Origin of the sequence: Ensifer sp. 22460, assembly GCF_052044935.1 — a bacterium.
Taxonomy (GTDB): Bacteria; Pseudomonadota; Alphaproteobacteria; order Rhizobiales; family Rhizobiaceae; genus Ensifer.
Genome location: NZ_JBQENZ010000015.1, coordinates 137,522 through 158,073 on the forward strand (window position 1 = coordinate 137,522; position 20,552 = coordinate 158,073).

24 protein-coding genes are annotated in these 20,552 nt (G+C 62.9%); 10 read left to right on the top strand and 14 right to left on the bottom strand.

Annotation, left to right across the window (positions count from 1 at the left end; translation table 11 throughout):
• The 4 genes from proC (at position 1) to ACTJKM_RS19695 (ending at position 3,062) form a co-directional block, all read left to right on the top strand.
• Positions 1-819: a pyrroline-5-carboxylate reductase gene (proC, locus tag ACTJKM_RS19680; RefSeq protein ID WP_058326554.1), complete on the top strand. Its 819-nt coding sequence runs from the start codon at positions 1-3 to the stop codon at positions 817-819.
• 335 nt (positions 820-1,154) lie between these two features.
• Entirely contained in the window at positions 1,155-2,114 is a 960-nt protein-coding gene (locus ACTJKM_RS19685) for a LysR family transcriptional regulator (protein ID WP_063893321.1), read from the top strand.
• A gap of 37 nt (positions 2,115-2,151) precedes the next feature.
• Positions 2,152-2,493, top strand: a complete 342-nt coding sequence (locus tag ACTJKM_RS19690) for a tRNA-binding protein (protein WP_058326555.1) — start codon at positions 2,152-2,154, stop codon at positions 2,491-2,493.
• Positions 2,494-2,498: 5 nt separating this feature from the next.
• Positions 2,499-3,062 carry a dual specificity protein phosphatase family protein gene (locus tag ACTJKM_RS19695; protein ID WP_058326556.1) on the top strand — a complete coding sequence of 188 codons (564 nt, stop codon included), beginning with the start codon at positions 2,499-2,501 and terminating at the stop codon, positions 3,060-3,062.
• Between the two features lie 3 nt (positions 3,063-3,065).
• Here ACTJKM_RS19695 and ACTJKM_RS19700 read toward each other — a convergent pair whose 3' ends face one another.
• Genes ACTJKM_RS19700 through ACTJKM_RS19715 form a run of 4 tightly spaced genes read right to left on the bottom strand, consistent with a single transcriptional unit; the run spans position 3,066 to position 6,275 of the window.
• The gene (locus tag ACTJKM_RS19700) at positions 3,066-3,569 is read right to left on the bottom strand and encodes a tetratricopeptide repeat protein (protein WP_057253153.1); all 504 of its coding nucleotides are present in this window, start codon (positions 3,567-3,569) and stop codon (positions 3,066-3,068) included.
• A 57-nt stretch (positions 3,570-3,626) separates the two neighbouring features.
• Positions 3,627-5,009, bottom strand: a complete 1,383-nt coding sequence (locus tag ACTJKM_RS19705; protein ID WP_057253155.1) for an ATP-binding protein — start codon at positions 5,007-5,009, stop codon at positions 3,627-3,629.
• A 32-nt stretch (positions 5,010-5,041) separates the two neighbouring features.
• On the bottom strand, positions 5,042-5,743 hold the full coding sequence (locus tag ACTJKM_RS19710; protein WP_057253157.1) for a response regulator: 702 nt from the start codon (positions 5,741-5,743) through the stop codon (positions 5,042-5,044).
• Positions 5,744-5,798: 55 nt separating this feature from the next.
• Positions 5,799-6,275, bottom strand: a complete 477-nt coding sequence (locus ACTJKM_RS19715) for a MarR family winged helix-turn-helix transcriptional regulator (protein WP_057253158.1) — start codon at positions 6,273-6,275, stop codon at positions 5,799-5,801.
• Between the two features lie 372 nt (positions 6,276-6,647).
• Between ACTJKM_RS19715 and ACTJKM_RS19720 the strand changes: the two genes are divergently transcribed.
• Positions 6,648-7,538 carry a branched-chain amino acid aminotransferase gene (locus tag ACTJKM_RS19720; RefSeq protein WP_057253160.1) on the top strand — a complete coding sequence of 297 codons (891 nt, stop codon included), beginning with the start codon at positions 6,648-6,650 and terminating at the stop codon, positions 7,536-7,538.
• 82 nt (positions 7,539-7,620) lie between these two features.
• Here ACTJKM_RS19720 and ACTJKM_RS19725 read toward each other — a convergent pair whose 3' ends face one another.
• Both ACTJKM_RS19725 and ACTJKM_RS19730 read right to left on the bottom strand, forming a co-directional pair.
• Positions 7,621-7,887 (bottom strand): hypothetical protein, encoded by a 267-nt coding sequence (locus ACTJKM_RS19725; RefSeq protein ID WP_034788698.1) that lies wholly within the window; start codon positions 7,885-7,887, stop codon positions 7,621-7,623.
• Between the two features lie 277 nt (positions 7,888-8,164).
• Positions 8,165-8,788: a DUF1236 domain-containing protein gene (locus ACTJKM_RS19730; protein ID WP_057253162.1), complete on the bottom strand. Its 624-nt coding sequence runs from the start codon at positions 8,786-8,788 to the stop codon at positions 8,165-8,167.
• A 148-nt stretch (positions 8,789-8,936) separates the two neighbouring features.
• On the opposite strand from ACTJKM_RS19730, the gene ACTJKM_RS19735 reads away from it, so the two are divergent.
• Both ACTJKM_RS19735 and ACTJKM_RS19740 read left to right on the top strand, forming a co-directional pair.
• Entirely contained in the window at positions 8,937-9,101 is a 165-nt protein-coding gene (locus ACTJKM_RS19735; RefSeq protein WP_197417260.1) for a hypothetical protein, read from the top strand.
• A gap of 166 nt (positions 9,102-9,267) precedes the next feature.
• The gene (locus ACTJKM_RS19740; protein WP_057253164.1) at positions 9,268-9,909 is read left to right on the top strand and encodes an MBL fold metallo-hydrolase; all 642 of its coding nucleotides are present in this window, start codon (positions 9,268-9,270) and stop codon (positions 9,907-9,909) included.
• Between the two features lie 87 nt (positions 9,910-9,996).
• Here the strand turns inward: ACTJKM_RS19740 and ACTJKM_RS19745 are convergent, their stop codons facing one another.
• The 3 genes from ACTJKM_RS19745 to ACTJKM_RS19755 form a co-directional block, all read right to left on the bottom strand.
• Complete coding sequence (locus ACTJKM_RS19745) at positions 9,997-10,458, bottom strand: BA14K family protein (RefSeq protein WP_057253166.1); 462 nt, start codon at positions 10,456-10,458, stop codon at positions 9,997-9,999.
• Between the two features lie 143 nt (positions 10,459-10,601).
• The gene (locus tag ACTJKM_RS19750; protein ID WP_057253168.1) at positions 10,602-10,817 is read right to left on the bottom strand and encodes a cold-shock protein; all 216 of its coding nucleotides are present in this window, start codon (positions 10,815-10,817) and stop codon (positions 10,602-10,604) included.
• A 701-nt stretch (positions 10,818-11,518) separates the two neighbouring features.
• Complete coding sequence (locus ACTJKM_RS19755) at positions 11,519-12,415, bottom strand: DMT family transporter (RefSeq protein ID WP_058326557.1); 897 nt, start codon at positions 12,413-12,415, stop codon at positions 11,519-11,521.
• Positions 12,416-12,503: 88 nt separating this feature from the next.
• On the opposite strand from ACTJKM_RS19755, the gene ACTJKM_RS19760 reads away from it, so the two are divergent.
• Entirely contained in the window at positions 12,504-12,935 is a 432-nt protein-coding gene (locus ACTJKM_RS19760) for a hypothetical protein (RefSeq protein ID WP_058326558.1), read from the top strand.
• 23 nt (positions 12,936-12,958) lie between these two features.
• Here ACTJKM_RS19760 and ACTJKM_RS19765 read toward each other — a convergent pair whose 3' ends face one another.
• The 4 genes from ACTJKM_RS19765 to ACTJKM_RS19780 all read right to left on the bottom strand — a co-directional run bounded on the left by ACTJKM_RS19765 (position 12,959) and on the right by ACTJKM_RS19780 (position 17,523).
• The gene (locus ACTJKM_RS19765; protein WP_058326559.1) at positions 12,959-14,146 is read right to left on the bottom strand and encodes a PQQ-dependent sugar dehydrogenase; all 1,188 of its coding nucleotides are present in this window, start codon (positions 14,144-14,146) and stop codon (positions 12,959-12,961) included.
• 83 nt (positions 14,147-14,229) lie between these two features.
• The gene (locus tag ACTJKM_RS19770) at positions 14,230-14,898 is read right to left on the bottom strand and encodes a class GN sortase (protein WP_244495684.1); all 669 of its coding nucleotides are present in this window, start codon (positions 14,896-14,898) and stop codon (positions 14,230-14,232) included.
• The gene (locus ACTJKM_RS19775) at positions 14,888-17,242 is read right to left on the bottom strand and encodes a marine proteobacterial sortase target protein (protein ID WP_058326560.1); all 2,355 of its coding nucleotides are present in this window, start codon (positions 17,240-17,242) and stop codon (positions 14,888-14,890) included. The genes ACTJKM_RS19770 and ACTJKM_RS19775 overlap by 11 nt, the downstream gene beginning before the upstream one ends.
• Entirely contained in the window at positions 17,212-17,523 is a 312-nt protein-coding gene (locus ACTJKM_RS19780; protein WP_143032948.1) for a hypothetical protein, read from the bottom strand. The genes ACTJKM_RS19775 and ACTJKM_RS19780 overlap by 31 nt, the downstream gene beginning before the upstream one ends.
• Positions 17,524-17,703: 180 nt before the next feature.
• Here ACTJKM_RS19780 and ACTJKM_RS19785 point away from each other — a divergent pair, with 180 nt between their 5' ends.
• Positions 17,704-18,906: a pyridoxal phosphate-dependent aminotransferase gene (locus ACTJKM_RS19785; RefSeq protein ID WP_057253175.1), complete on the top strand. Its 1,203-nt coding sequence runs from the start codon at positions 17,704-17,706 to the stop codon at positions 18,904-18,906.
• Positions 18,907-19,032: 126 nt separating this feature from the next.
• On the opposite strand, the gene ACTJKM_RS19790 is transcribed toward ACTJKM_RS19785, so the two are convergent.
• A complete protein-coding gene (locus ACTJKM_RS19790) occupies positions 19,033-19,338 on the bottom strand; it encodes a helix-turn-helix domain-containing protein (protein ID WP_057253179.1) in 306 nt (101 codons plus the stop codon).
• 225 nt (positions 19,339-19,563) lie between these two features.
• Here ACTJKM_RS19790 and ACTJKM_RS19795 point away from each other — a divergent pair, with 225 nt between their 5' ends.
• Complete coding sequence (locus ACTJKM_RS19795) at positions 19,564-20,454, top strand: LysR substrate-binding domain-containing protein (protein WP_058326561.1); 891 nt, start codon at positions 19,564-19,566, stop codon at positions 20,452-20,454.
• Positions 20,455-20,552: the final 98 nt, after the last annotated feature.

The window sequence follows — 20,552 nt, forward strand, 5'->3', positions numbered from 1 at the left end:
ATGGCGAACGCCGCTTCCGGTCCCATCGTCCTCGTCGGCGCCGGCAACATGGGCGGCGCCATGCTTTCCGGCTGGCTGAAGAGCGGCGTTAGGGGTGCCGACGTGCTCGTCGTCGATCCCGGCCCGCCACCGGCCATGGCCAAGCTCATTGCCGACAACGGCGTGACATATGCGGCCTCGGCGCCATCCGGTATTCAGGCCGGCGTGATCTTTCTCGCGGTCAAGCCGCAGGTGATGGACGCGGTGCTGCCGCCGTTGAAGCCGCTCGTCGGTCCGGATACCGTCATCGTTTCGGTAGCCGCCGGCAAGACGCTCGCCTTCATCGAGACGCACTTGGGTGCTGCGGCCACGGTTCGCGCCATGCCGAACACGCCGGCGATGATCGGCCGCGGCGTTACCGGTGCCTTTGCCAATGCGCGCGTCAGCGAAGCGCAGCGTGCCCAAGTTCACGATCTGCTGAAGGTCAGCGGGCCCGTCGAATGGGTCCGGACCGAAGCCGAAATCGATGCGGTAACCGCGGTTTCGGGCAGCGGTCCGGCCTATGTCTTCTACCTCGTCGAGTGCATGGCGGAGGCGGGCCGCAAGGCCGGCCTCGAGGCGGACCTCGCCATGCGGCTCGCGCGGGAAACCGTCGCGGGCGCTGGCGAATTGTTGCATCAGTCCGCCGACGAGGCGGCGCGGCTGCGCCAGAACGTGACCTCGCCCGGCGGTACGACAGCGGCAGCACTCTCCGTGCTGATGGCGGACGACGGTATGCAGCCGCTTTTCGACAAGGCGATCGCCGCAGCGCGCAAACGCGCGGAAGAGCTGGCGGGCTGAGCTCACGAAACTCCGGTGCCGTAATGGCGCCGGCGTGAGGGTCGCTCTACGGCGCGCGTGGGGGAGCGCCTGCGCCTTGTCCAGGGCCTGTATGCCGGTCGAACAGGCACCTCCAGATCGCGCCCATTGCCCGGCGGCACATGTCGCGGACCGCGGCGTTGCGCTGACGTCGCGCCCAGGAATGTAGCTGGTAGCTCGCCGGCATATCCTTCCGCTGCTCATCCATTTCCGACACCCCTCGGGCTCCGCTGTCTGAGTTCCAGGCTACAGCCTATCGTCGGCCGCGATAATCCATGTTAAGTTCCGTTCATCTGTGACGAAATGGAATAGATGCAATGGACCGGCAGGGAGCCATGGCGGTGTTTCTCGCCGTCGTCGAGGAGGGGGATTTCTCGGCGGCGGCGCGGCGGCTGCGCATGACACCATCGGCCGTCAGCAAGATCATCGGCCGACTGGAGGCGCGCCTCGGCGTGCGGCTGCTGCAGCGATCGACGCGCAGCATCAGCCTCACCAGCGAAGGCAGCGCCTATGCGGAGTCGGCCCGTCGCATCCTCGGCGATATCGAGGATGCTGAGTTTGCGATCCAGCCGGGCGCTGAGCCGCGCGGCCGCCTGCGGGTCAGCCTGCCGAGCGCCTTCGGTCATCGCCTGATCGTGCCCATGCTGCCGGCCTTCATCGAGCGGTTCCCGGCGATCGATCTGGAGCTCGATTTCAGCGACGCGATCGTCGATCTCATGAACGGTGACGCGGATGTCGCCATACGGGTTGCGGCGCAAAGCGATAGTACGCTGGTGACGCGGCGCCTGGCATCGAACCGTCGTGTCATCTGTGCGGCGCCGGGATATCTCGAAAGGCACGGCGTTCCCAAGATGCCTGATGAGCTGCAACGGCACGTCTGCCTTGCCATCACCGCCCATGGCCGCCTCAACGTCTGGGAGTTCCAGGATGGCAACGGCCGGCATGCGATCCGTGTTCGTGGTTCCGTCGAAGCCAACAGCACGGAAGCGCTGAGGCACCTCGCGCTCGCCGGCATCGGGATCGTGCGGCTCTCCGAAATTCTTGTCGGTGGAGATATCCGGGCGGGCTTGCTGGTGCCGCTTCTGACCGATTGCAATTACGCCGAGGCGGAACCGATCACCGTGGTTTACCCGCACCGGCGTTTCCTGCCGCCGCGTGTGCGCGTCTTCGTCGATTTCCTTGCCGAGCAGTTCGCGCGCCGCCCCTGGGAAGAGGCAAGATTTCACGGGGAGCCTGCCGATACCGGTGCGCTTCCGGAATCTCGCCCGATGCTTTAAGCCCGGCGACTGAGTACTTTTCACAAAGGGAATTGCCGTGACTGAAACTATTGAATTTGCTGATTTCGAGCGTGTCGACATTCGCGTGGGCACGATCGTCGAAGCCGAATCCTTTCCGGAAGCGCGCAAGCCGGCCTTCAAGCTGAAAATCGATTTCGGGCCGGAAATCGGCATGAAAAAGTCATCGGCGCAAATCACGGTGCACTATCGTCCGGAAGATCTCATTGGGCGACAGGTGCTGGGCGTGGTCAATTTTCCGCCGCGCCAGATCGGGCCAGTCCGCTCCGAAGTGCTGACGCTGGGTTTTGCAGACGAGGCCGGCGCGATCGTGCTGGCTGCCACCGAACGGCCGGTTCCCAACGGCAAAAAATTGATGTGATCCCAATGACCATTGCATTCGAGGTGATCCCCGAGCGCGTCAAGGTATCCTGCCTGTGGCGGGCCGCTGATGCCGCGCGCGACTGGCGCGCAAGTCATGTGCTGTCTCTGCTCGATCCGGAACTGCCGGATGCCAACGTGCCCGTCATCACTGACGCGAGCCACCGGGTCGTGCGCATGCGCGACCAGGAAAACCTGACCGCCACCCAGCATTTCCCGGATCTGGTTCTGGAAGTATTCGAGACGATGCGCCCTGCCGCCGAGGATGCCTCGAGCCGCATTCTCGTGCATTGCCACGCCGGCGTCAGCCGCTCCACGGCTTTTGCCTATGGGCTGATTGCCCATCAACTTGGCGCGGGCCGCGAGGATGAAGCCTTCCGGGCGCTACTGACGATCACGCGCAAGCCCTGGCCGAACCGGCGGATCATCGAGATCCTCGACAAAGCCCTCGGTCGTAAGGGCCGACTGCTCGCGCCGCTCGATGTCATGCGCGCCCGCCATCCGCGCCGCATCGACGCCTGGCATCGCTTCAACGAACGCCGTGGCCTGACGTCGATTTATCAGCGCTAGCGCTTACGCGTCTGCCAGCAACGCGTCAGCGTAGCGTTTGAGCGACCGGTTGTAGCGGGGGAGGTGGCGCGACAGGCTGCCAAGCGCAAGCGCTGCTGCTTCTTTCGCATGCCCCGCGTCGACCAGACACAGGGCCAGGAATGCGGCGACCGCATCGTCGAGCTCGTCTGACGGCTTGGTCTGCTCCGCGGTGAGCAGGGCGACGCCTTCGCCAGCGCGGCCGAGATTGCGGAGCGTGCTGGCGAGCTGGATGGTGGCGCGGCGCCGGCGAATTCCCGTGAGACCGTTTTCCAATGCCTGCCGATAGAGAGGTTCGGCTTCCGTCTCGTGGCCGGTCGAATCCTGCGCGGAGGCCCGTTCGAACAGGCCTATGGCGTGTCCCGACGGCAATTCGGCCGCAAGCGCCTCGATACGCGCGATGAAGGTTTTGGCGTCGATGGTGTCGAAGGCAGCCCAGAGTTCAGCCAGCCGTCGTTCCCAGTCGTTCCAATCGACAACGTTCGACACAGCTCTCTCCCTCGGTCCCAATTCCCGGGCGAGCAGTGGCCCGTCAATACGTGAAGGTCAAGCCGGTACGCGCACCGTTGCCCTCAGGCCGCCGAGCGGGCTGTCGCCAAGGGTGACGTTGCCGCCGTGGCTGCGGGCGATGTCGCGGGCGATCGCAAGGCCAAGGCCGGTGCCGGAGCTGTCGAGATTGCGCGCCTCGTCGAGACGGAAGAACGGCTTGAACACGTCCTCGCGCGATCGCTCAGGGATGCCCGGACCGTCATCGTCGACGGTGATGGTGACCCATTTGGCGCTGTGGCGCGCGTCGATGTTGACGGTGTTGGCGTAGCGATAGGCGTTCGAAGCGAGATTGGCGACGAGGCGGGTGAAGGCGTTCGGCCTGACCCGAACCTCGTCCTCGCCCTCGACCGAGGTGGTCAGCGTCTTCCCGAGCAGTTCGGCCTCCGCCGCAAGCCGGGTCATCAGGTCGCTGAGTTTCAGTTGGCCGACATCTTCCTCCGCTTCGCTGCGGGCGAAGGCGAGGTAGCCCTCCAGCATGTTCTGCATGTCCTCGACATCCTGGTTCAGGCTTTCGAGATCCGGATTGTTGCCGGCGAGCGCCAGCTGCAGCTTGAAGCGGGTGAGGATGGTTCTGAGGTCGTGGCTGACACCGGTCAGCATCGCGGTGCGCTGTTCGATCTGGCGCTCGATGCGTTCGCGCATCAGGATGAAGGCAAGGCCGGCGCGGCGGATCTCGTCGGCCCCGCGCGGCGCGAAGTCGTCGATCTTCTGGCCCTTGCCGAAGCTTTCGGCCGCCTTGGTCAGCGCCAGGATCGGCCGGATCTGGCCGCGCAGGAACAGGATGGCGATCGCCAGCAGCACCAGCGATGCGGCCACCATCCAGACGAGGAAGATGTGGGTGTTGGAGGCATAGGCCTGGTTTCGCCGAGCATAGACCCGCAGGATGCGGCCGTCATCGAGCTTGATGCGGATCTCGACGAGCTTGGAGTTGCCGACCGTATCGATCCAGAAGGGGCGGCGGACCTGGTTGGAAATCTCCTCGCCGAGGATCTGGTCGAGGATTTCGAAGAAGGGACTAGGCCTGGGTGGTGGCAGCTCGCCGGGCGGGTCGACGGAGATGCTGAGATCAAGCTGATCCCGCGCGATGCGGATGATCTCGCTGATGTCGCGGTCAGCGGGGAAGGTGTCGATGAGGTCGACGATTGCGGCGATATCGCTGGTGACGGCGGCTGACAGGCGCTGCGTCACCAGCTGCCAGTGGCGCTCCATGAAGATGAAGGCGACGACCGACTGCAAGAGCACCATCGGAATGATGACGATCAGCAGCGAACGGGCGTATAGCCCCATCGGCAGGCGGCGGCGCAACCAACGGGTAAAGCGCCTCCAGGCGTTGTCGCTCGATCCGGTTGCCCCGTGCTCTATGCCGTCAAAGCTTGCCATGGTTTGCCGCGCTCATCGGAAGGCCCGCCATTTCAGTCCACGCTCAACCGGTAGCCGATGCCGCGCACCGTCTGCAGCCAGACCGGATTGGACGGATCATCCTCGATCTTGCGCCGGAGGCGATTGATCTGCACGTCGATCGTGCGCTCGCCGACCTCTGCATCGTCGCCGATCAGTTCGTGGCGCGGGATGGTCTCGCCGGCGCGCTGCGAAAACAGCGTCATGATCTCCTGCTCCCGATCGGTGAGCCGGATGTGATCGGCGCCGCGCCTCAGTTCCTTGCGCACCACCGAGAAGGTGTAGGGGCCGAAGATCACCTGGTCGACCTTGGGCGCTTGGGCCGGCTGGTTGCGGCGCAGGATATTGTTGATGCGCAGCACCAGTTCGCGCGGTTCGAAGGGCTTCGACAGATAGTCGTCGGCGCCGGCTTCCAGGCCCTCGATGCGGGAGTTCGATTCCGCCAGCGCCGTCAGCATCAGGATCGGCACGGTCTTGATCTGGCGCAGGCTGTTGGTCAGCGAGATGCCGCTTTCGCCCGGCATCATCACATCGACGATCAGAAGGTCGAAGTCGAGGCCGACCAGCTTGCGCCGTGCTTCGTCCGCGTCGGACGCGGTCGTCACGCGAAATCCCTGCTCGACCAGATAGCGGTTCAGGAGATCGCGGATGCGCCGGTCGTCGTCGACGACCAGAAGGTGAGCCGCATCGTCCGAGACAGTCGCTTTTGTCGTCATTCCACGCTTCCCTGGTTCCAGGCTCCCGAGCCGTCTGCCGGCGGCGAGCCTCGTGTCAGTCTGCGGCGTTCTTCATTCCGGCGAGAAAGCGTTTGACCGTCTCCCGCGCGCCCGGACCCGTTCTTGCCAATGCATCGGCTATGCGGCGGGACTGTGGCTCGGCCAGCGCACGCGCCAGCGCCTTGCCTTCCTCAGTCGTATAGAGCATGCGCTGGCGTCGGTCTTCAGGGCCGGTCTCCTGGCGGATGTAGCCGGAATCGATCAGTTGCTTGAGCACGCGGGCGAGGCTCTGCTTGGTGATCTTCAGCGTGTCCAAGAGGTCGGCGACGGTCATGCCGGGCTCGCGGTCGACGAAATGGACGACCCGGTGATGCGCCCGCCCAAAGCCGCTCTTTTCGAGGATCGCATCCGGGTCGGAGGTGAAGTCGCGATAGGCAAAGAAGAGCAACTCGATGATCTCGAAATCGATCGTGTCATCATCGGCGGCGGCATCGGTGAGATACCGGGTGTTCTCTTTGGATTGGCCGGCCACGCGGTCATTTCCTTTCAGCCAGATTGCAACTTGCGAAACATTCGGAAAAATACGTCAGCTTTATTGACATATTTTTACCGCATCGTTAGCGTCCTTGCTCGGTAAGCGAGACATTTGGCATTGGCAACACCTCGCTGCATGTTCCCTTAAATCGTAGCCGATTTAAGGATAGAAACATGCAGCAATTCAAAGTGCTACAGCGACCTTTGCGCGTCTCGTGAGACGCGCGGCGCTGTAGGAGGATATGCCGCGCCGTTCCGATCGCAAATCCAAAATCACGAAATTGAATTTTCCCTCAATCAGTTTGCCGATAAACTGAAAGCAGGACGATAATCAACTAAGAATGGCGCATATGCGCCGGAGGATGACACCATGGCAGCGGTTCCTTTTGATCAGTTGGACGGAGAGATCTGGTTCAACGGCGAATTCGTCGCATGGAAGGACGCCAAGGTACATGTGCTGACCCACGGCCTGCACTATGCCAGCGCGGTCTTCGAGGGCGAGCGCGCCTATGGCGGACGTATCTTCAAGCTGAGCGAGCACAACCAGCGCCTTCATAACTCGGCTGACATTCTTGGCTTCAAGATTCCCTATTCGGTGGAAGAGCTGGACGCCGCAAGCGTGGAGCTTCTGAAGCGCCAAGGCTTCTCCGAGGCCTATGTGCGGCCGATCGCCTGGCGCGGCAGCGAAAGCATGGGCGTTTCGGCGCAGAACAACCGCATCAACGTCGCCATCGCCATCTGGCAGTGGGGCAGCTACTTCAACCCGGCGGAGAAACTGAAGGGCATTCGCCTCGACATCGCCGAGTATCGCCGCCCGGATCCGCAGACGGCACCTTCCAAGTCCAAGGCGGCCGGTCTCTATATGATCTGCACCATCTCCAAGCATGCGGCGGAAGCCAAGGGCTATGCGGATGCGATGATGCTCGACTATCGCGGCCGCGTGGCCGAAGCGACGGGCGCCAACATCTTCTTCGTCAAGGACGGTGTCATCCACACGCCGGTGCCGGATTGCTTCCTCGACGGCATCACCCGCCGCACGGTCATCGAGCTTGCCAAGCGCCGCGGCTACGAGGTCGTCGAGCGGGCGATCATGCCGGAGGAACTGTCCAGCTTCAGCGAGTGCTTCCTCACGGGGTCCGCTGCCGAAGTGACGCCGGTTTCCGAAATCGGTCCCCATCGCTTCACGCCGGCGACGATCTGCGAAACGCTGATGAACGACTACATGAAGGAAGTCTACCCGGTTGCCGCGGCCGCCGAGTAACGGCATCCGCAATTGTCTCGAATGCAGAAAAGGCGGCCAGGGGCCGCCTTTTGTCTTACTACGGATATGATCGTGGTAGGGGTCAGGCCGTCTTGCCGAGGAATTGCCCGACGATACCGCTCAGCACGCCGCCGCCGACGAGGCCGCCGATGGCCTGCATGGCAAGGCCTGTCGCGGCTGCTTCGCCGCCGAGCATCTGAATGAGGAAACCTCCGCCCAGGCCGCCGATCGCGCCGACGATGGTCCGTGCGACGACACCGAATGCCTGCTGCTTCAACACTGCGCTGGCCGCGTTGCCGCCGGCCGCCCCCGCGATCAATTGGGTAATGATAGGCATTAATGCTTCCATTGATCCCTCCGTGTCGTGGCTCGTCGTGGACGGGCCACTAAAGCCGATGATCCGGCACCGATAGGTTGAAGCCGAATCTGGATTATTGTCAATTTGAATGAAATGACCGCCCCGGTGCCCGGATCCTAGCCCATTGAAATGGTTTGATTTCAGCTGGAAGCGGCGTTTCGTGGCCGGCGTCGAGAAGGATCGGTTTCAGTCTTCGCACAATGAAGCGGATGATTCGTGCATGCGCCGTAGGCTCCGGCGACCGCTCGGTCGCCGGAGAAACAAATGCCTATCGATAGACGTAGACGATGCGTCGCGTCGCCGGCTCGACCAGCACGGGCTGGCCGTTGATGCTGACATAGTCGTAGTTATAGTCAGGCACGCGGCGGACCGCGACGGTCTGCGGCAGCGCGGCGCCGACCACGACTTCGCCGTCGAGATATACGGTCTCGCCAGGGTTCGCCGTGACGTAGGTGCGCACGGTGTCCGGTGGCACGATCGGATCGATCTCTTCGACCGGGCCGATCAACTCATCGCCGCTGCTGACGATCACCGGATCGTTCGGCTGCGCCTCATAGGTGACGGCGGGAATAGCGAGGTCGGCGCGACGTTCCTGAACCACGACGGCCGAACCGCCGAAGTCCGTCGTCAGATATTGCGCATAGACCCAGCCGCGCACGCCATTGATGTCGATGCGGCACCATTTGCTGCCTTCGATGCAGCCGTCGATGACCGCGGTGCTACCGCGGGCCGCAAGCCCGACTGTCGGATACTGAGGGCCCGGACCCGTGCGGATGTTGAGGTCCGTGACTGTCGTTGCTGTCATGGCGGCAAAGGCGGCCGGCATGCCGAGCGTCAGCACAAAACCCGCGGCCGCAGTGGCTCGCAGCAGGGGGCGGGTAAGTTTCAACATTATCTTTCTCCTTTAGTGGTGAGGGCGAAACGCCTCCGCGCGCGCGGATGTTCCCCCGGGAACGTCACGAAATGTGACGCCGTGACATTCTTCCTCTGCTGCCGCGGCCCAAGGCCCGAAGAAACAAGCAGCGGGAGAGGCGACGAAGATGCAGGACATTCAGCCGGATCAGAGCAATTTCACCGCCCGCAGCCTCAAGCCGGTGGTCAGGATCGTCGTTGCCGCCGAACTGGCAATTTCGGCGCTGCTGATGACCACAGTGCAATGGCCCGCACCGCAACCGGCCACCAGCCAAGTCGCCGTTCTGCGTTGATTGGCGCTGTCACCGGCGCCAATTGCCGCTATAGGAGAGTTACAGCGTCGCGTGTCCCGCCGGGCGCGCTAAGATCGCTGTAGAACTTTGAAGTGCTGCATGGGTTGTCCCTCAATCGGCGACGATGCAAGGAAACATGCAGCAGATCCCATAGAGGCAGGCGCACATGTTACAGGCGGGCATCATTCCGGTTACCCATTTCGAACAGAATTGTACGGTGCTGTTCGACAGCGAGACCAAGGAAGGCGTGATCGTCGATCCCGGTGGCGATGTCGACCTCATCCTGCAGACGGTCCGCGAGAACGGCATCACGCTGAAGGCGATCTGGATCACCCATGGCCATATCGACCACGCCGGCGGCGCCAAGGAATTGAAGGATGCGCTCGGGCTTGAAATCATCGGCCCGCACAAGGACGATCTGCCGCTGCTCGAAAGGCTCGAGAGCCAGGCCGAGCGTTTTGGGCTGGCGATGAAGGTCCAGAACGTCATTCCGGATCGTTGGCTCGAAGAGGGCGATACCGTTTCGTTCGGCGACCATGTTTTCGAGGTCCTGCATTGCCCCGGCCACGCACCCGGCCATGTCGTCTATTTCAACCGGGCACAGAACTTCGCCCATGTCGGCGACGTGCTCTTCCACGGTTCGATCGGGCGCACCGACCTGCCGGGCGGCAATCACCAGCAATTGCTCGATTCCATCCGCGACAAGATCCTGCCGCTCGGTGACACTGTCGGCTTCATCTGCGGCCACGGTCCAGGCGGGCAGATCGGCGAGGAGCGCCGCACCAATCCCTATCTGCGCGGGCTCTGAAGAAGGACGGCTTGCCGTTGTAATCACGAAAAAAGCCCATGCCTTGATCGAGGCATGGGCTTTTTGATTCCGTATGCTCTGCGCCGATCAGCCGGCGGTGCAGAAGTAGCTGCGGCCGTCGTAACCGCGGAAGGTGCCGTTGTCCGGGTTGAACGAGCGGTAGCGCTGCGAGCAGTAACGGTACCAGGACGGCGTCCAGGGCTCGAGCGAGCGGTAACCGCCGCCATAGCTGCCGCCGCCGTAGTTATCGACGACAACCGGACGGGCCTGATAGACCGGGCGAGGGCGATAGACCGGGCGCGGCTCGTAATAATCGTATTCCGGTTCCGGATCGATATAGACGCGCTCGCCGTAGCCGCTGTTGTAACGCGGCTGCGAGGCGATCGCGCCGCCGATCAGCGCGCCAGCGGCGAGGCCCGCTGCGCCTGCCACCCATGCATCGTCATTGTTGTGGTGATGGCGATGGTCTGCCAGCGCGGCGCCGGAGGTCGGGACGATCATGGCGATTGCGGCGACCGAAAGAACGGCGGCTTTGATGAACGTGTTCATGGGCTTCAAATCCTATCGCATGGACCGGATCAATCCGGATTTCATGAGAGGACGTTAATGCCGCCACTGTGAACCGAGCCTGAACAAAAAAACCCGGCAAGTCTGCCGGGCTTCAACTTTGAATCTGTCAGCGGATGTCGGCGTTAGCCGGCGATCTGCAGGTTGACCGCCTTCGGGCCTTTGCCGCGGCGATCCGGTTCGGTGTCGAAGCTCACCTTCTGGTTTTCCGTCAGACCGTTCAGGCCGGAAGCCTGGACTGCGGAAATGTGTACGAAGATATCTGCACCACCGTTGTCAGGCTTGATGAAACCAAAGCCCTTGTCGGTGTTGAAGAATTTTACAGTGCCAGTTTCGGCCATGCGTCAGGTCCTTTTCTCTCCACCCGTTTGACGGACGGGCAGCATTGCAGTTTTGCCCGAATGGGCGTTGGCAGGCAGTTCTCGACGTTTGAGGAAAGGGTCCTGTTACCGCAGCCAGCCATTGGAGAAGTTGCATTTTCATGCGTCTTCCCGGTCTGGCCGCCCGGAGTTTTGCGTCTCCGGCCCGCTTTTATTTCAAGATCTTCCCGTGTTCGCAGATTGCCCGAACAGAGTAAGATTGATGGGTTTATTTTGAATTGGCAAGCAAAACTTTTCGAGCGTGGTATTGCGTCTTGTCATTGCTCAAAAATCCGTCATTTCCGAAGCTGTTGCCCCTTCTTCAAGATATATCGCAAGCTGTTGAAATCACAGCTTTTTGAAAATGAACGCCGCAAAATTGAGTGGGTTTTTGCTGTTTTTCGATGCAGCCGCAAGGAGGCCAGTCGAATGCTGGCGCCGTCCGGTATTCGCAACTCTCTGATATGTTTGATGCTTCTCGCGTCGTACGTTTCTTACGTACGATTCTTGCAGAAAACCTACAGGTATTGAATTGGACCGGTCGATTGCGCCCGCTTCGCGCCTGGCGGCGAAGCAACGATTTGATGGCCCGGTACAATAGCAAGTAAAGCGCCAGTCCGGCGTTTGGACCGGTCGCTGATATAGTTCATGGCGCAGTGTCGGTTGCGCTCGCAGAGGCCAGTTCAGGCCGCAGCTTCCGCGCGCCGATTTTTGGTCAGTTCGGGAATGATCTCGACGGCAAGCATTGCCGCGAAGATGATCGCGCAGCCGGCATAGCCGATCGGGGTGATGATCTCGCCGAGCAACAGGACACCGAAGAGGGCAGCAAAGAGCGCCTCGCTCGACAGGAAGATGGCGGCCTGCGGCGCCGTGGTATAGCGCTGGCCCACCACCTGCAGGATGAAGGCGAGGCCGCTCGAGAAGATGCCGGCATAGAGGATTTCGAAGAGCGCGCCTTCGACAGCCGCAAAGCTCAGCGGCTCCATCCTCACGGCGAAAAGGAAGCCGAGCACTGTGCAGACGGCGAACTGCGTCATCGACAGCAACATCGGCCGGCCGCTGCTGGGCGCGAAAAGGCCAACGAGCAGCATTTGCACCGCCCAGAACAGGGCGCACAGGATCGTCAGATAGTCACCGCCGGTCAGCGCCGACAAGGTGCCGCCGCTCAAAAGGAAGATGCCGAAGAGAGCCATCAGCGCGCCGGGCCAGATGACCCAATGCGGCTTGCGGCGCAGGAAGATGACCGTCAGCACGGGCACGAAGACGACATAGAGCCCGGTGAGGAAGCCGGAATTGGTGACGCTGGTGTCAAGCAGGCCGAACTGCTGGGTCGCTGCGCCGGCAAAGAGTGCCAGGCCGATGAAGATGAAATTGCGCACGGTCGTCAGCTTGAGCGGCTCGGCCGCCCGCTTCGTTTCCATGATGGCCAAGGGCATGGCAACCAGCGTCGCGATCGCAAATCTGAGCGTGATGAACCACAGCGGGCTGATCGCATCCATGGCCGTCGACTGTGCAACGAAGCCGGCGCCCCAGATCGCGCCTGAAATCAACAGCAGCAGATTGGCCTGAATGCGGGGCATGTCGGTTCTCCTCGGACAGGCGCCGTCTAGCAGTTGCGTTCTGGGCGGGCAAGGCTCATCGTCAGCGTCTCGGCGCTCGGAGATGGTGATGAATGACAGCGGATATTCCGGCACGCCGCTTGCCCGCAAGCTGGGTTTGGAGGACGGGCAGGCGGCGCTGCTTCTCGGCGTTCCGCCCGGGCTCAGCGAAATCACGGGCTTTTCCGGCTTCTCGAGTTGCGAAACCGTGCTCGGTCCGGCAGGCGGGCGCAGCTACGACTATGTCCATGTGTTCGAGACGCAGAGGTCCGTATTGGACGGGCTCGCGTCGGAGGTTGCGGCCCGGCTCACGCCTGACGGCATGCTCTGGATTTCCTGGCCGAAGAAGGCGTCGAAGGTGGCGACGACGCTGAGCGAGGACGTGCTGCGCGATATCTTCCTGCCGCTTGGCCTCGTCGACGTGAAAGTCTGCGCCGTCGATGCCGTCTGGTCGGGACTGAAGTTCATGTTCCGCAAGGAGTTCCGCGGCCAGCTGTCGTGAGGCGGCAGCGACGGGCTCAATTGCTATTGCGTCGCGCCTTTGGAGACGCGGAGAACGGCGCCGTTTTCCTCGTCGGTCACCATCAGCAATGCGCCATCTGGCGCGACGACGACGTCGCGGATGCGGCCGAACTCGCCATCGAACAGCCGTTCTTCGGCGCCGATGGCACCGTTGTCGTCACGCTCCAACCGCGCGAGAAGCTGGTACTTCAACGCGGCGACCAGCAGGTCTCCGTCCCACTCGGGAAACATCTTGCCACGATAGATGGCGAGCGCGCCGGGGGCGATCGAGGGATCCCAATAGAAGAGGGGCTGATCGAGGCCGTCCTTCGCCGTGCCTTCGCCGATCTCGGCGCCGGAATAGTCCTTGCCGTAGGTGATGACCGGCCAGCCGTAGTTGTGGCCGGCCTGCGGATTGTTGACCTCGTCGCCGCCGCGCGCGCCGTGCTCGACCGTCAAAAGCGTGCCGTCCTTCGGGTCGAAGGCGATCCCTTGCGGATTGCGGTGACCCTTCGACCAGATCTCCGCCAGGCCGCCGGTGCCGCCGCGATAGGGGTTCGATCCGGGAGCGCTGCCATCGGCGTTGATGTGCAGGATGGCGCCGGCATGATCGCGCGGGTCCTGCGCCCGATCGCGTTCACCGCGGTCGCCGATGCCGAAGAACAGGCTGCCGTCGGGCGCGATCGCAATGCGCGAACCGAAATGCTGTCCCTTACCGGTGAACTTGCTCATCCGGAAGAGTTCCTTGACCTCGGTGAGACCGCTCTCGTTTTCGGCAAGTTTCGCGCGCACGACGGCGGTGCCGTAGCCGCCTTTGCCATTGGCGGCCAATGTCAGATAGAGCGTCCTGTTCTTTGCGAAACCAGGGTCAAGTGCGATGTCGAGCAGGCCGCCCTGGCCACGTTCAGCGACCTTGGGCACCCCCTTCAGCGGCTTCGACACCTTGCCGTCGCGCACGATCCTCAGCCGGCCGGGACGTTCACTGACGATCAGCCCTCCATCGGGTAGCGCTTCGACGGACCAGGGGTGTTCGAGGCCGGCCGCCAGGGTCTCGACGCGCAGGGTGCCGTGCTGGCTCGGGAATTCGCGCGTCTCTTGGGCGTGAGCGCCCAAGGGGGCGGCGATCGCGGCCAAAGCGACGAGCACCGCGAGCGACCGGGTGTGCCGCCGCCTACCTAGCTGTTTCGACGCTGCTGCATCCGCTCGCCGCATTGCGCTTCTCCGGGCCGATTCGTTCAACTGGCACGCTGGAGCGGGAGACGGAGCGGTTCAAGTCACATCCGATCAAAAGCGGTTTATTTCGAGATCGAGCCTGTCGTCAGCGACACCGGCCGTTGTTCGCCGATGAGCTCGGCATTGACGATATAGCGCATCGGCCCCTGTTCGATCGCATCGAAGGGCCAGCAGGTGGCAAGCGCCAGATGGTGGCCGGTGGCCGATGCGTTGATGCCGCTTTCGTCCCAGCGGGCGACGCGGCTTTCGCCGGCCCGGAACAGGAAGCGGCGGCCGTCCTTGCGCGTCAGCACCAGGAGGTCGCCGGGATTGACGTCCTTCAGCCAACGGAAATGCGTGTCGCGGTGCGCGGCGATGACGGAGGTGCCTTCGTCGCCGGGCAAGGGCGTCGTCGTCAGCCAGGCGGGGCCGAAGGCGAGCGCTTCGCCGCTCGCGCCTTCGAGCACGACCGCAGAGCGGTTCAATCGCGGCGCGGTGATCTCGGCGGCGGTCTGAAAGTCGGCCCAGGGCCAGGGCTTGCCATCCGGGTTGCCGTGCAACTGCGCCTCGAAAGTGCGCTTGAGAAGCACCTGCGAGACCTCGGCCTTGGCCTTCATGTAGAAACCTTTGCCGATCAGCAGGAGACCGGCAAGGGCAATGAGCGCGATGATCGCGAGCACGATCGTCTCGACCGCCGAGAGGCGGGCGAGAAAGCCCGGGCCTGGCTCGGGCCTTTCGTTGTCAGCGGCCACGGCGGCGCACTCCCGCAAGCACGACGGCGGCGATCGGCGCGCGCCAGAAGACAAAGGTCGTGCCGGCGAAGAGGGCAAAGGCCAACAGCATCAGGCCGATCAGGATCTGCTTGTCCGCTTCCGTTGCCGTCTGCGGCAGGGTGACCTGGTTGTTGGCCTCGGCGATCATGCCTGCCGCCCGTGCGGTTGGTGCCGCCAGCATGCGGTCCGCCGTCACCATGGCAAGCTTGGTCCGGCTCTCGACCGCAGCGTCGCGTTCGTAGACCTTTCCGGGGGCGCTCTCGACGGGCGCTTCACCAAAGACCTTGCCGAAGTCCCAGCCGGCCGGAAGGTTGAGCGGCAGCTTCGTTTCGGCCTGTGGCTCGCCGGCCGGACGCGACGGCGTCGCGTCGACCGCGACGAGGCTGGTGACGCGGGAGACGAGGTGATGGGCAAGCGCGACGGTCTCGATCCGCTTGTCGAGCGTGGCGGGATCGGCAATTGCAGCGGCACTTGCCTCGAGATCATCGATCTTGCGGCGCGCCCAGAGCTTGGCGATACCCTGGCCGATGGAGGCCTTGGCGATATCCATCTCGACGCGCCAGGGCTGGTCGCCGGCCTTGCCGAGAATCTGCAGCTTGCCTTCGGGTGCGGTGCCATCGAGTTGGGCCGTCAGCACCACCGGCTCGCCGCGATAGAGATCGGGCATGGGGTTTGGGGTGATGTCGCTTGCCGATGCGGCCTCGAAGCTCGCGGAGATATCGGTCATCGCGGGGCTTTCGAGCTTGGTGAAGAGCTCGCCCATGCGTGTCGCCACCTGGCTCTCGGAGCCGATCAGCGTGAAGGTGCCGCGGCCGTATTCGGCGGCCTTGGTCATGAAGTGACTGTTCGGGGCCGAACCGATGCCGACGGTGAAGACGCGGGCGTCGCCGCGGTTTTTCTGGATCTCGTCGAAGAGCTGCGCCTCATTGCCGATCGCGCCATCGGTCAGGAAGACCACCTGGCGAAGCGCGCCGGCCTGAACTGGACCCTGCGTGCGCAATGCAGCTTCCAGCGCGGGCAGCATTTCCGTGCCGCCGTCGGCGGTGAGACCGCGGACATAGGCGATCGCATCCTCGCGCTTGTCCGGTGTCGCCTCGGTGAGCTCAGGAAAATGCACCGACATCGTGTCGTCGAAGCGGATGACGTTGAAGCGGTCTTCGGGCTTCAACCTGGAGATCGCCAGCGCCAGGCTCTCCTTCGCCTGTTCCATCGAGGGGCCGGCCATGGAACCGGAATTGTCGATGACAAAGACGATCTCGCGTTTGACCGGCTTGGCATCGGTCTCGCTTGCGGCAGCCGGTGGCGTGACGAAGGAGAGCAGGTAGGTCTTGTTCCCGACTGTCTCCCGGAAGAGGCCGGCATAGGGGCTCTTGCCCTCGATCGCGTTCCAGGTGAGCTCGAAGTCGCGGTCGGCCGGCACGCTGTCGCCCTTCAGCGTCACGCGGCGGCTGAGATCATCGAGGTTGGCGATATCGACGTCATGATAGCCGGATTTCACCTCGCCGAGGGGGAAGCCTGCCTTCAGGTTCACCGTCAGCGTGACGGGATTGACCTTAGCGTTTTCCTTGGGGTCGAGAACCGGCGCTTCGACCTTTTCACGGTCGGGAACCGGATCGTTGACGGCATAGCCGGTGCGGCTGTCGAGGTCGACGGTCTGAACGATCGGCTGCGGATTATAGCGGGGCGCGACCACCATCGGGAAACGGAGAGAATAGAGGCCGTTCGATTGACGGACCGCGCTCTGGTACTCGATCTGTATGACGACCGTTTCGCCGGGGCCGATATTGGCGACCTGGTTGGTGAAGATGTTCGGGCGCTGTTGCTCGAGCAGTGCCGCCTTCTTGCCCTCGGCCTTCGCCTGTTCGTAGATCTCCTTGGCTTCCTGGCGCGGCTTTATCTGGCCCTCGATGAAGCGGTCGCCGATCTGCATCTTCAGCGTATCGACCGCCGAATCCTCGGGCAGGGGGAAGACATAGGTGCCTTCGACCCAGCCCTTGCTGGGGTTCTCGAAGCGCTGGGTCACGCGGGTGCGCATGATCGGGCCGTTGACGTCGATCGTCACGTCCGTCGCCAGCCGCGGCGCCTCGACGAAGTAGCCGGGTTCCTTCGACGGGAAGAGCAGGGCGCCCGCGCCGATATCGTTGGGGCGAACATAACCTGCCATCTGCTGAGGCTTGGCGTCGGCAGTTTCGGCCGCGGCCTGGGTCATCAGGCCGATGATCATCAGGATGCAGGCGGCGAGCGCTGCGATCGCCAGATACATGCCCCAGCGCGCTTCGTTCTGCCCGGTTTTCAATGAGGCGATTTCGTCGTCGAGAAACATTGCATAACCCCCGTAATGCGAATGTGTTCGGATGATCGAAGAAAAGGCCCGGAAACCGGCTGTTGCAGGACGGAATTGCGGCGGACCGCGACAGTTGTGATGGCCAAATTATGGCATTTCAAAAAATGCCGAACGCCGCTGATTTTTTTGAATAAATCGCGATCAAGAACCGTTTCCGACTGATACGTTTCGTGGCCGTTCAAACGACCGCCATAATTCCTTTTTTCGGCGCTGGACTTGTGGGCGAGGATCGCCTCGGGATCGCGACTGGCGATCGACAACGCTGATCGCACTCATGAAACTTTGTCATGGTGACGCTTTTTGCCCGCGTTTCCGGCGTTTTTGCCGTTCCGGCGCTTGCAAGACCGGGCGTCTTTCGACATAGACCTAACCGCTATGGAGCCTGGCTTTTTACGTTCCGTAGCGATCACCTCGTCTCGAAACGATCAGGACCTTCACCCATGGCCTTCCTTGCCGATGCCCTCTCCCGTGTAAAGCCTTCCGCCACTATCGCCGTTTCGCAGAAAGCCCGTGAGCTGAAAGCGAAAGGTCGTGATGTGATCGGCCTCGGCGCCGGGGAGCCGGACTTCGATACGCCCGACAATATCAAGAAGGCGGCGATCGACGCCATCAACCGCGGCGAGACGAAGTACACGCCGGTCTCCGGCATTCCGGAACTGCGCGAAGCGATCGCCAAGAAGTTCAAGCGCGAGAACAACCTTGATTACACCGCCGCCCAGACGATTGTCGGCACCGGCGGAAAGCAGATTCTTTTCAACGCGTTCATGGCGACCCTGAACGCGGGCGATGAAGTCGTCATCCCGGCGCCCTACTGGGTCTCCTATCCGGAAATGGTGGCGCTGTGCGGCGGCACGCCGGTGTTCGTCTCGGCCACCCAGGAAAACAACTTCAAACTCACGGCGGAGGACCTGGACAAGGCGATTACGCCGAAGACCAAGTGGTTCGTCTTCAACTCGCCGTCCAACCCGTCGGGCGCTGCCTACAGCCATGCCGAACTGAAGGCGCTGACGGACGTGCTGATGAAGCATCCGCATGTCTGGGTGCTGACCGACGACATGTACGAGCACCTGACCTATGGCGACTTCAAGTTCGCGACCCCGGTCGAAGTCGAGCCCGGCCTTTATGACCGCACGCTGACGATGAACGGCGTCTCCAAGGCCTATGCCATGACCGGCTGGCGCATCGGCTACGCTGCCGGTCCGCTTCAGCTCATCAAGGCCATGGACATGATCCAGGGTCAGCAGACCTCGGGCGCCACCTCGATCGCGCAGTGGGCGGCCGTCGAGGCGCTGAACGGCACGCAGGACTTCATCCCCGAGAACAAGAAGATCTTCGAAGGCCGCCGCGATCTGGTCGTCTCGATGCTGAACCAGGCCAAGGGCATTGCGTGCCCGACGCCGGAAGGCGCCTTCTACGTCTACCCGTCCTGCGCCGGCCTGATCGGCAAGACCGCGCCGTCGGGCAAGGTCATCGAGACGGACGAGGATTTCGTCTCCGAGCTGCTCGAATCCGAAGGCGTTGCCGTCGTGCACGGTTCGGCCTTCGGTCTCGGCCCGAACTTCCGCATTTCTTACGCAACCTCGGAAGCTCAGCTCGAAGAGGCTTGCCGCCGCATCCAGCGTTTCTGCGCCGCCTGCAAGTAAGCGCTGGCAATCGCATCACAAAAAAGCCCGCCGGCAACGGCGGGCTTTTTTGTTCGCAGATCGATTCAAGCGGTGGCCAATCTTATTCACGCGGATCGGCCAAGGCGTTGAAATCTTGTCAGAAATTCACGCGCCGGGAACCTCGTCGTCGCCGACGACGCCACCCTCGCTTTCCAGGATCGAGAGGCGGCGAGCCTCGGAGCGCGTGAACTTCAGCTGCACGCCGATGCCGCGTTCACCTTCCGGCAGAAACACTGCGCCGGCATGTTCGAGTGCATGCCTCAGCGATAGGATTGTCTCGTCGCTGGGCGTCTCGAGCTTGCGTTCGAACCTGAGGATCGTGTCTTCGTCGACACCTGAAAAGCTTGCCAGCATCTCGCGCGAGATTTCGATCAGCGCCCGGGCGGCGCGGCACTGTGGACCTGTAATCATCGTCACCTCCAGTTGCAGGGGAGGATGCGCGAAGCCCGGCGAAGGGTCAACCGCAAGTCACGTCCGTGACCTCATCCGTGCCGGCAGCGGGTCAGGATTGCGAAGGGGGCTCGGCCTCTCCCTGGATGTTCGGTTTCAATGCGGGGAGATGAATTTGTGGACGGTCTTTTGAAAATTGGCCAAATACGGACATGTCATCCATAGGCGTGGACATCGGGAGCCGCGATGCGCAATCTCAACGACTTCATCATCTTCGCCCATGTGGTCGACCATAGGGGGTTTGCGCCGGCCGCGCGCGTGCTCAACGTGCCGAAATCGACGCTCAGCAAGCGCGTGGCGGAGCTTGAGAAGACGCTTGGCGTCCGGCTCATCAATCGGACGTCCCGCCGCTTCATGGTGACCGAGATCGGCGAGGACTTCTATCGCCATGCGGCCGCGATGCTGATCGAGGCGGAAGCCGCGGAGGCGGTGGTCATGGGCAGGCTCGCAGAGCCGAGCGGAACCGTGCGCATCACCGCTTCGGTGCCGACGGCGCAGATGACGCTTTCGGGGCTGCTGCCTCAACTGGCGCTAGCCTATCCGAAGATGCGGGTGGTGCTGCATGCGACCGACCGCTTCGTCGATCTGATCCAGGAAGGCTTCGATATCGCCGTGCGCGATCATTTCGCGCCCTTGCCCGATTCCGGTCTCGTCCAGCGGCGGGTCGCCTCCGAAGTGATCTGGCTGGTGGCAGCACCCGGCTACCTCGCGCGGCGCGGCACGCCTGCCGAGCCGGATGAACTCAAGGACCACGATGGCCTGCTCACGTCGCTCGCAAGCGATGGCTGGACGCTTCGCCGGGAGGACGACGTTCCGGTCTCTGTGCGCCCCGAGCCGCGCTTTGTCGCGGACGAGTCCCGCGTTCTCCTCGAGGCGGCGCTTTCCGGGCTCGGCATCACCGCGCTGCCGCGCAAGCTCTGCCATGCCGAGATCGACAATGGCAGCCTCGTGCGGGTGCTGCCCGACTGGCAGGCGGGGTTGGTCACGACGACGCTTTTGATGCCGCATCGCCGCGGCCAGCTCCCGTCGGTCCGGGCGGTTGTCGACTTCATCGCCGAGCGTCTCGCCATCGGCTGACAGACAAAAACGACGAGCTGTACTCCCACTTGGGCGGGCAAGTCGGCGCTAGCGGCCGATGCCCTGTCGCCAAAGAAAAGGCCCGCGCGAGGCGGGCC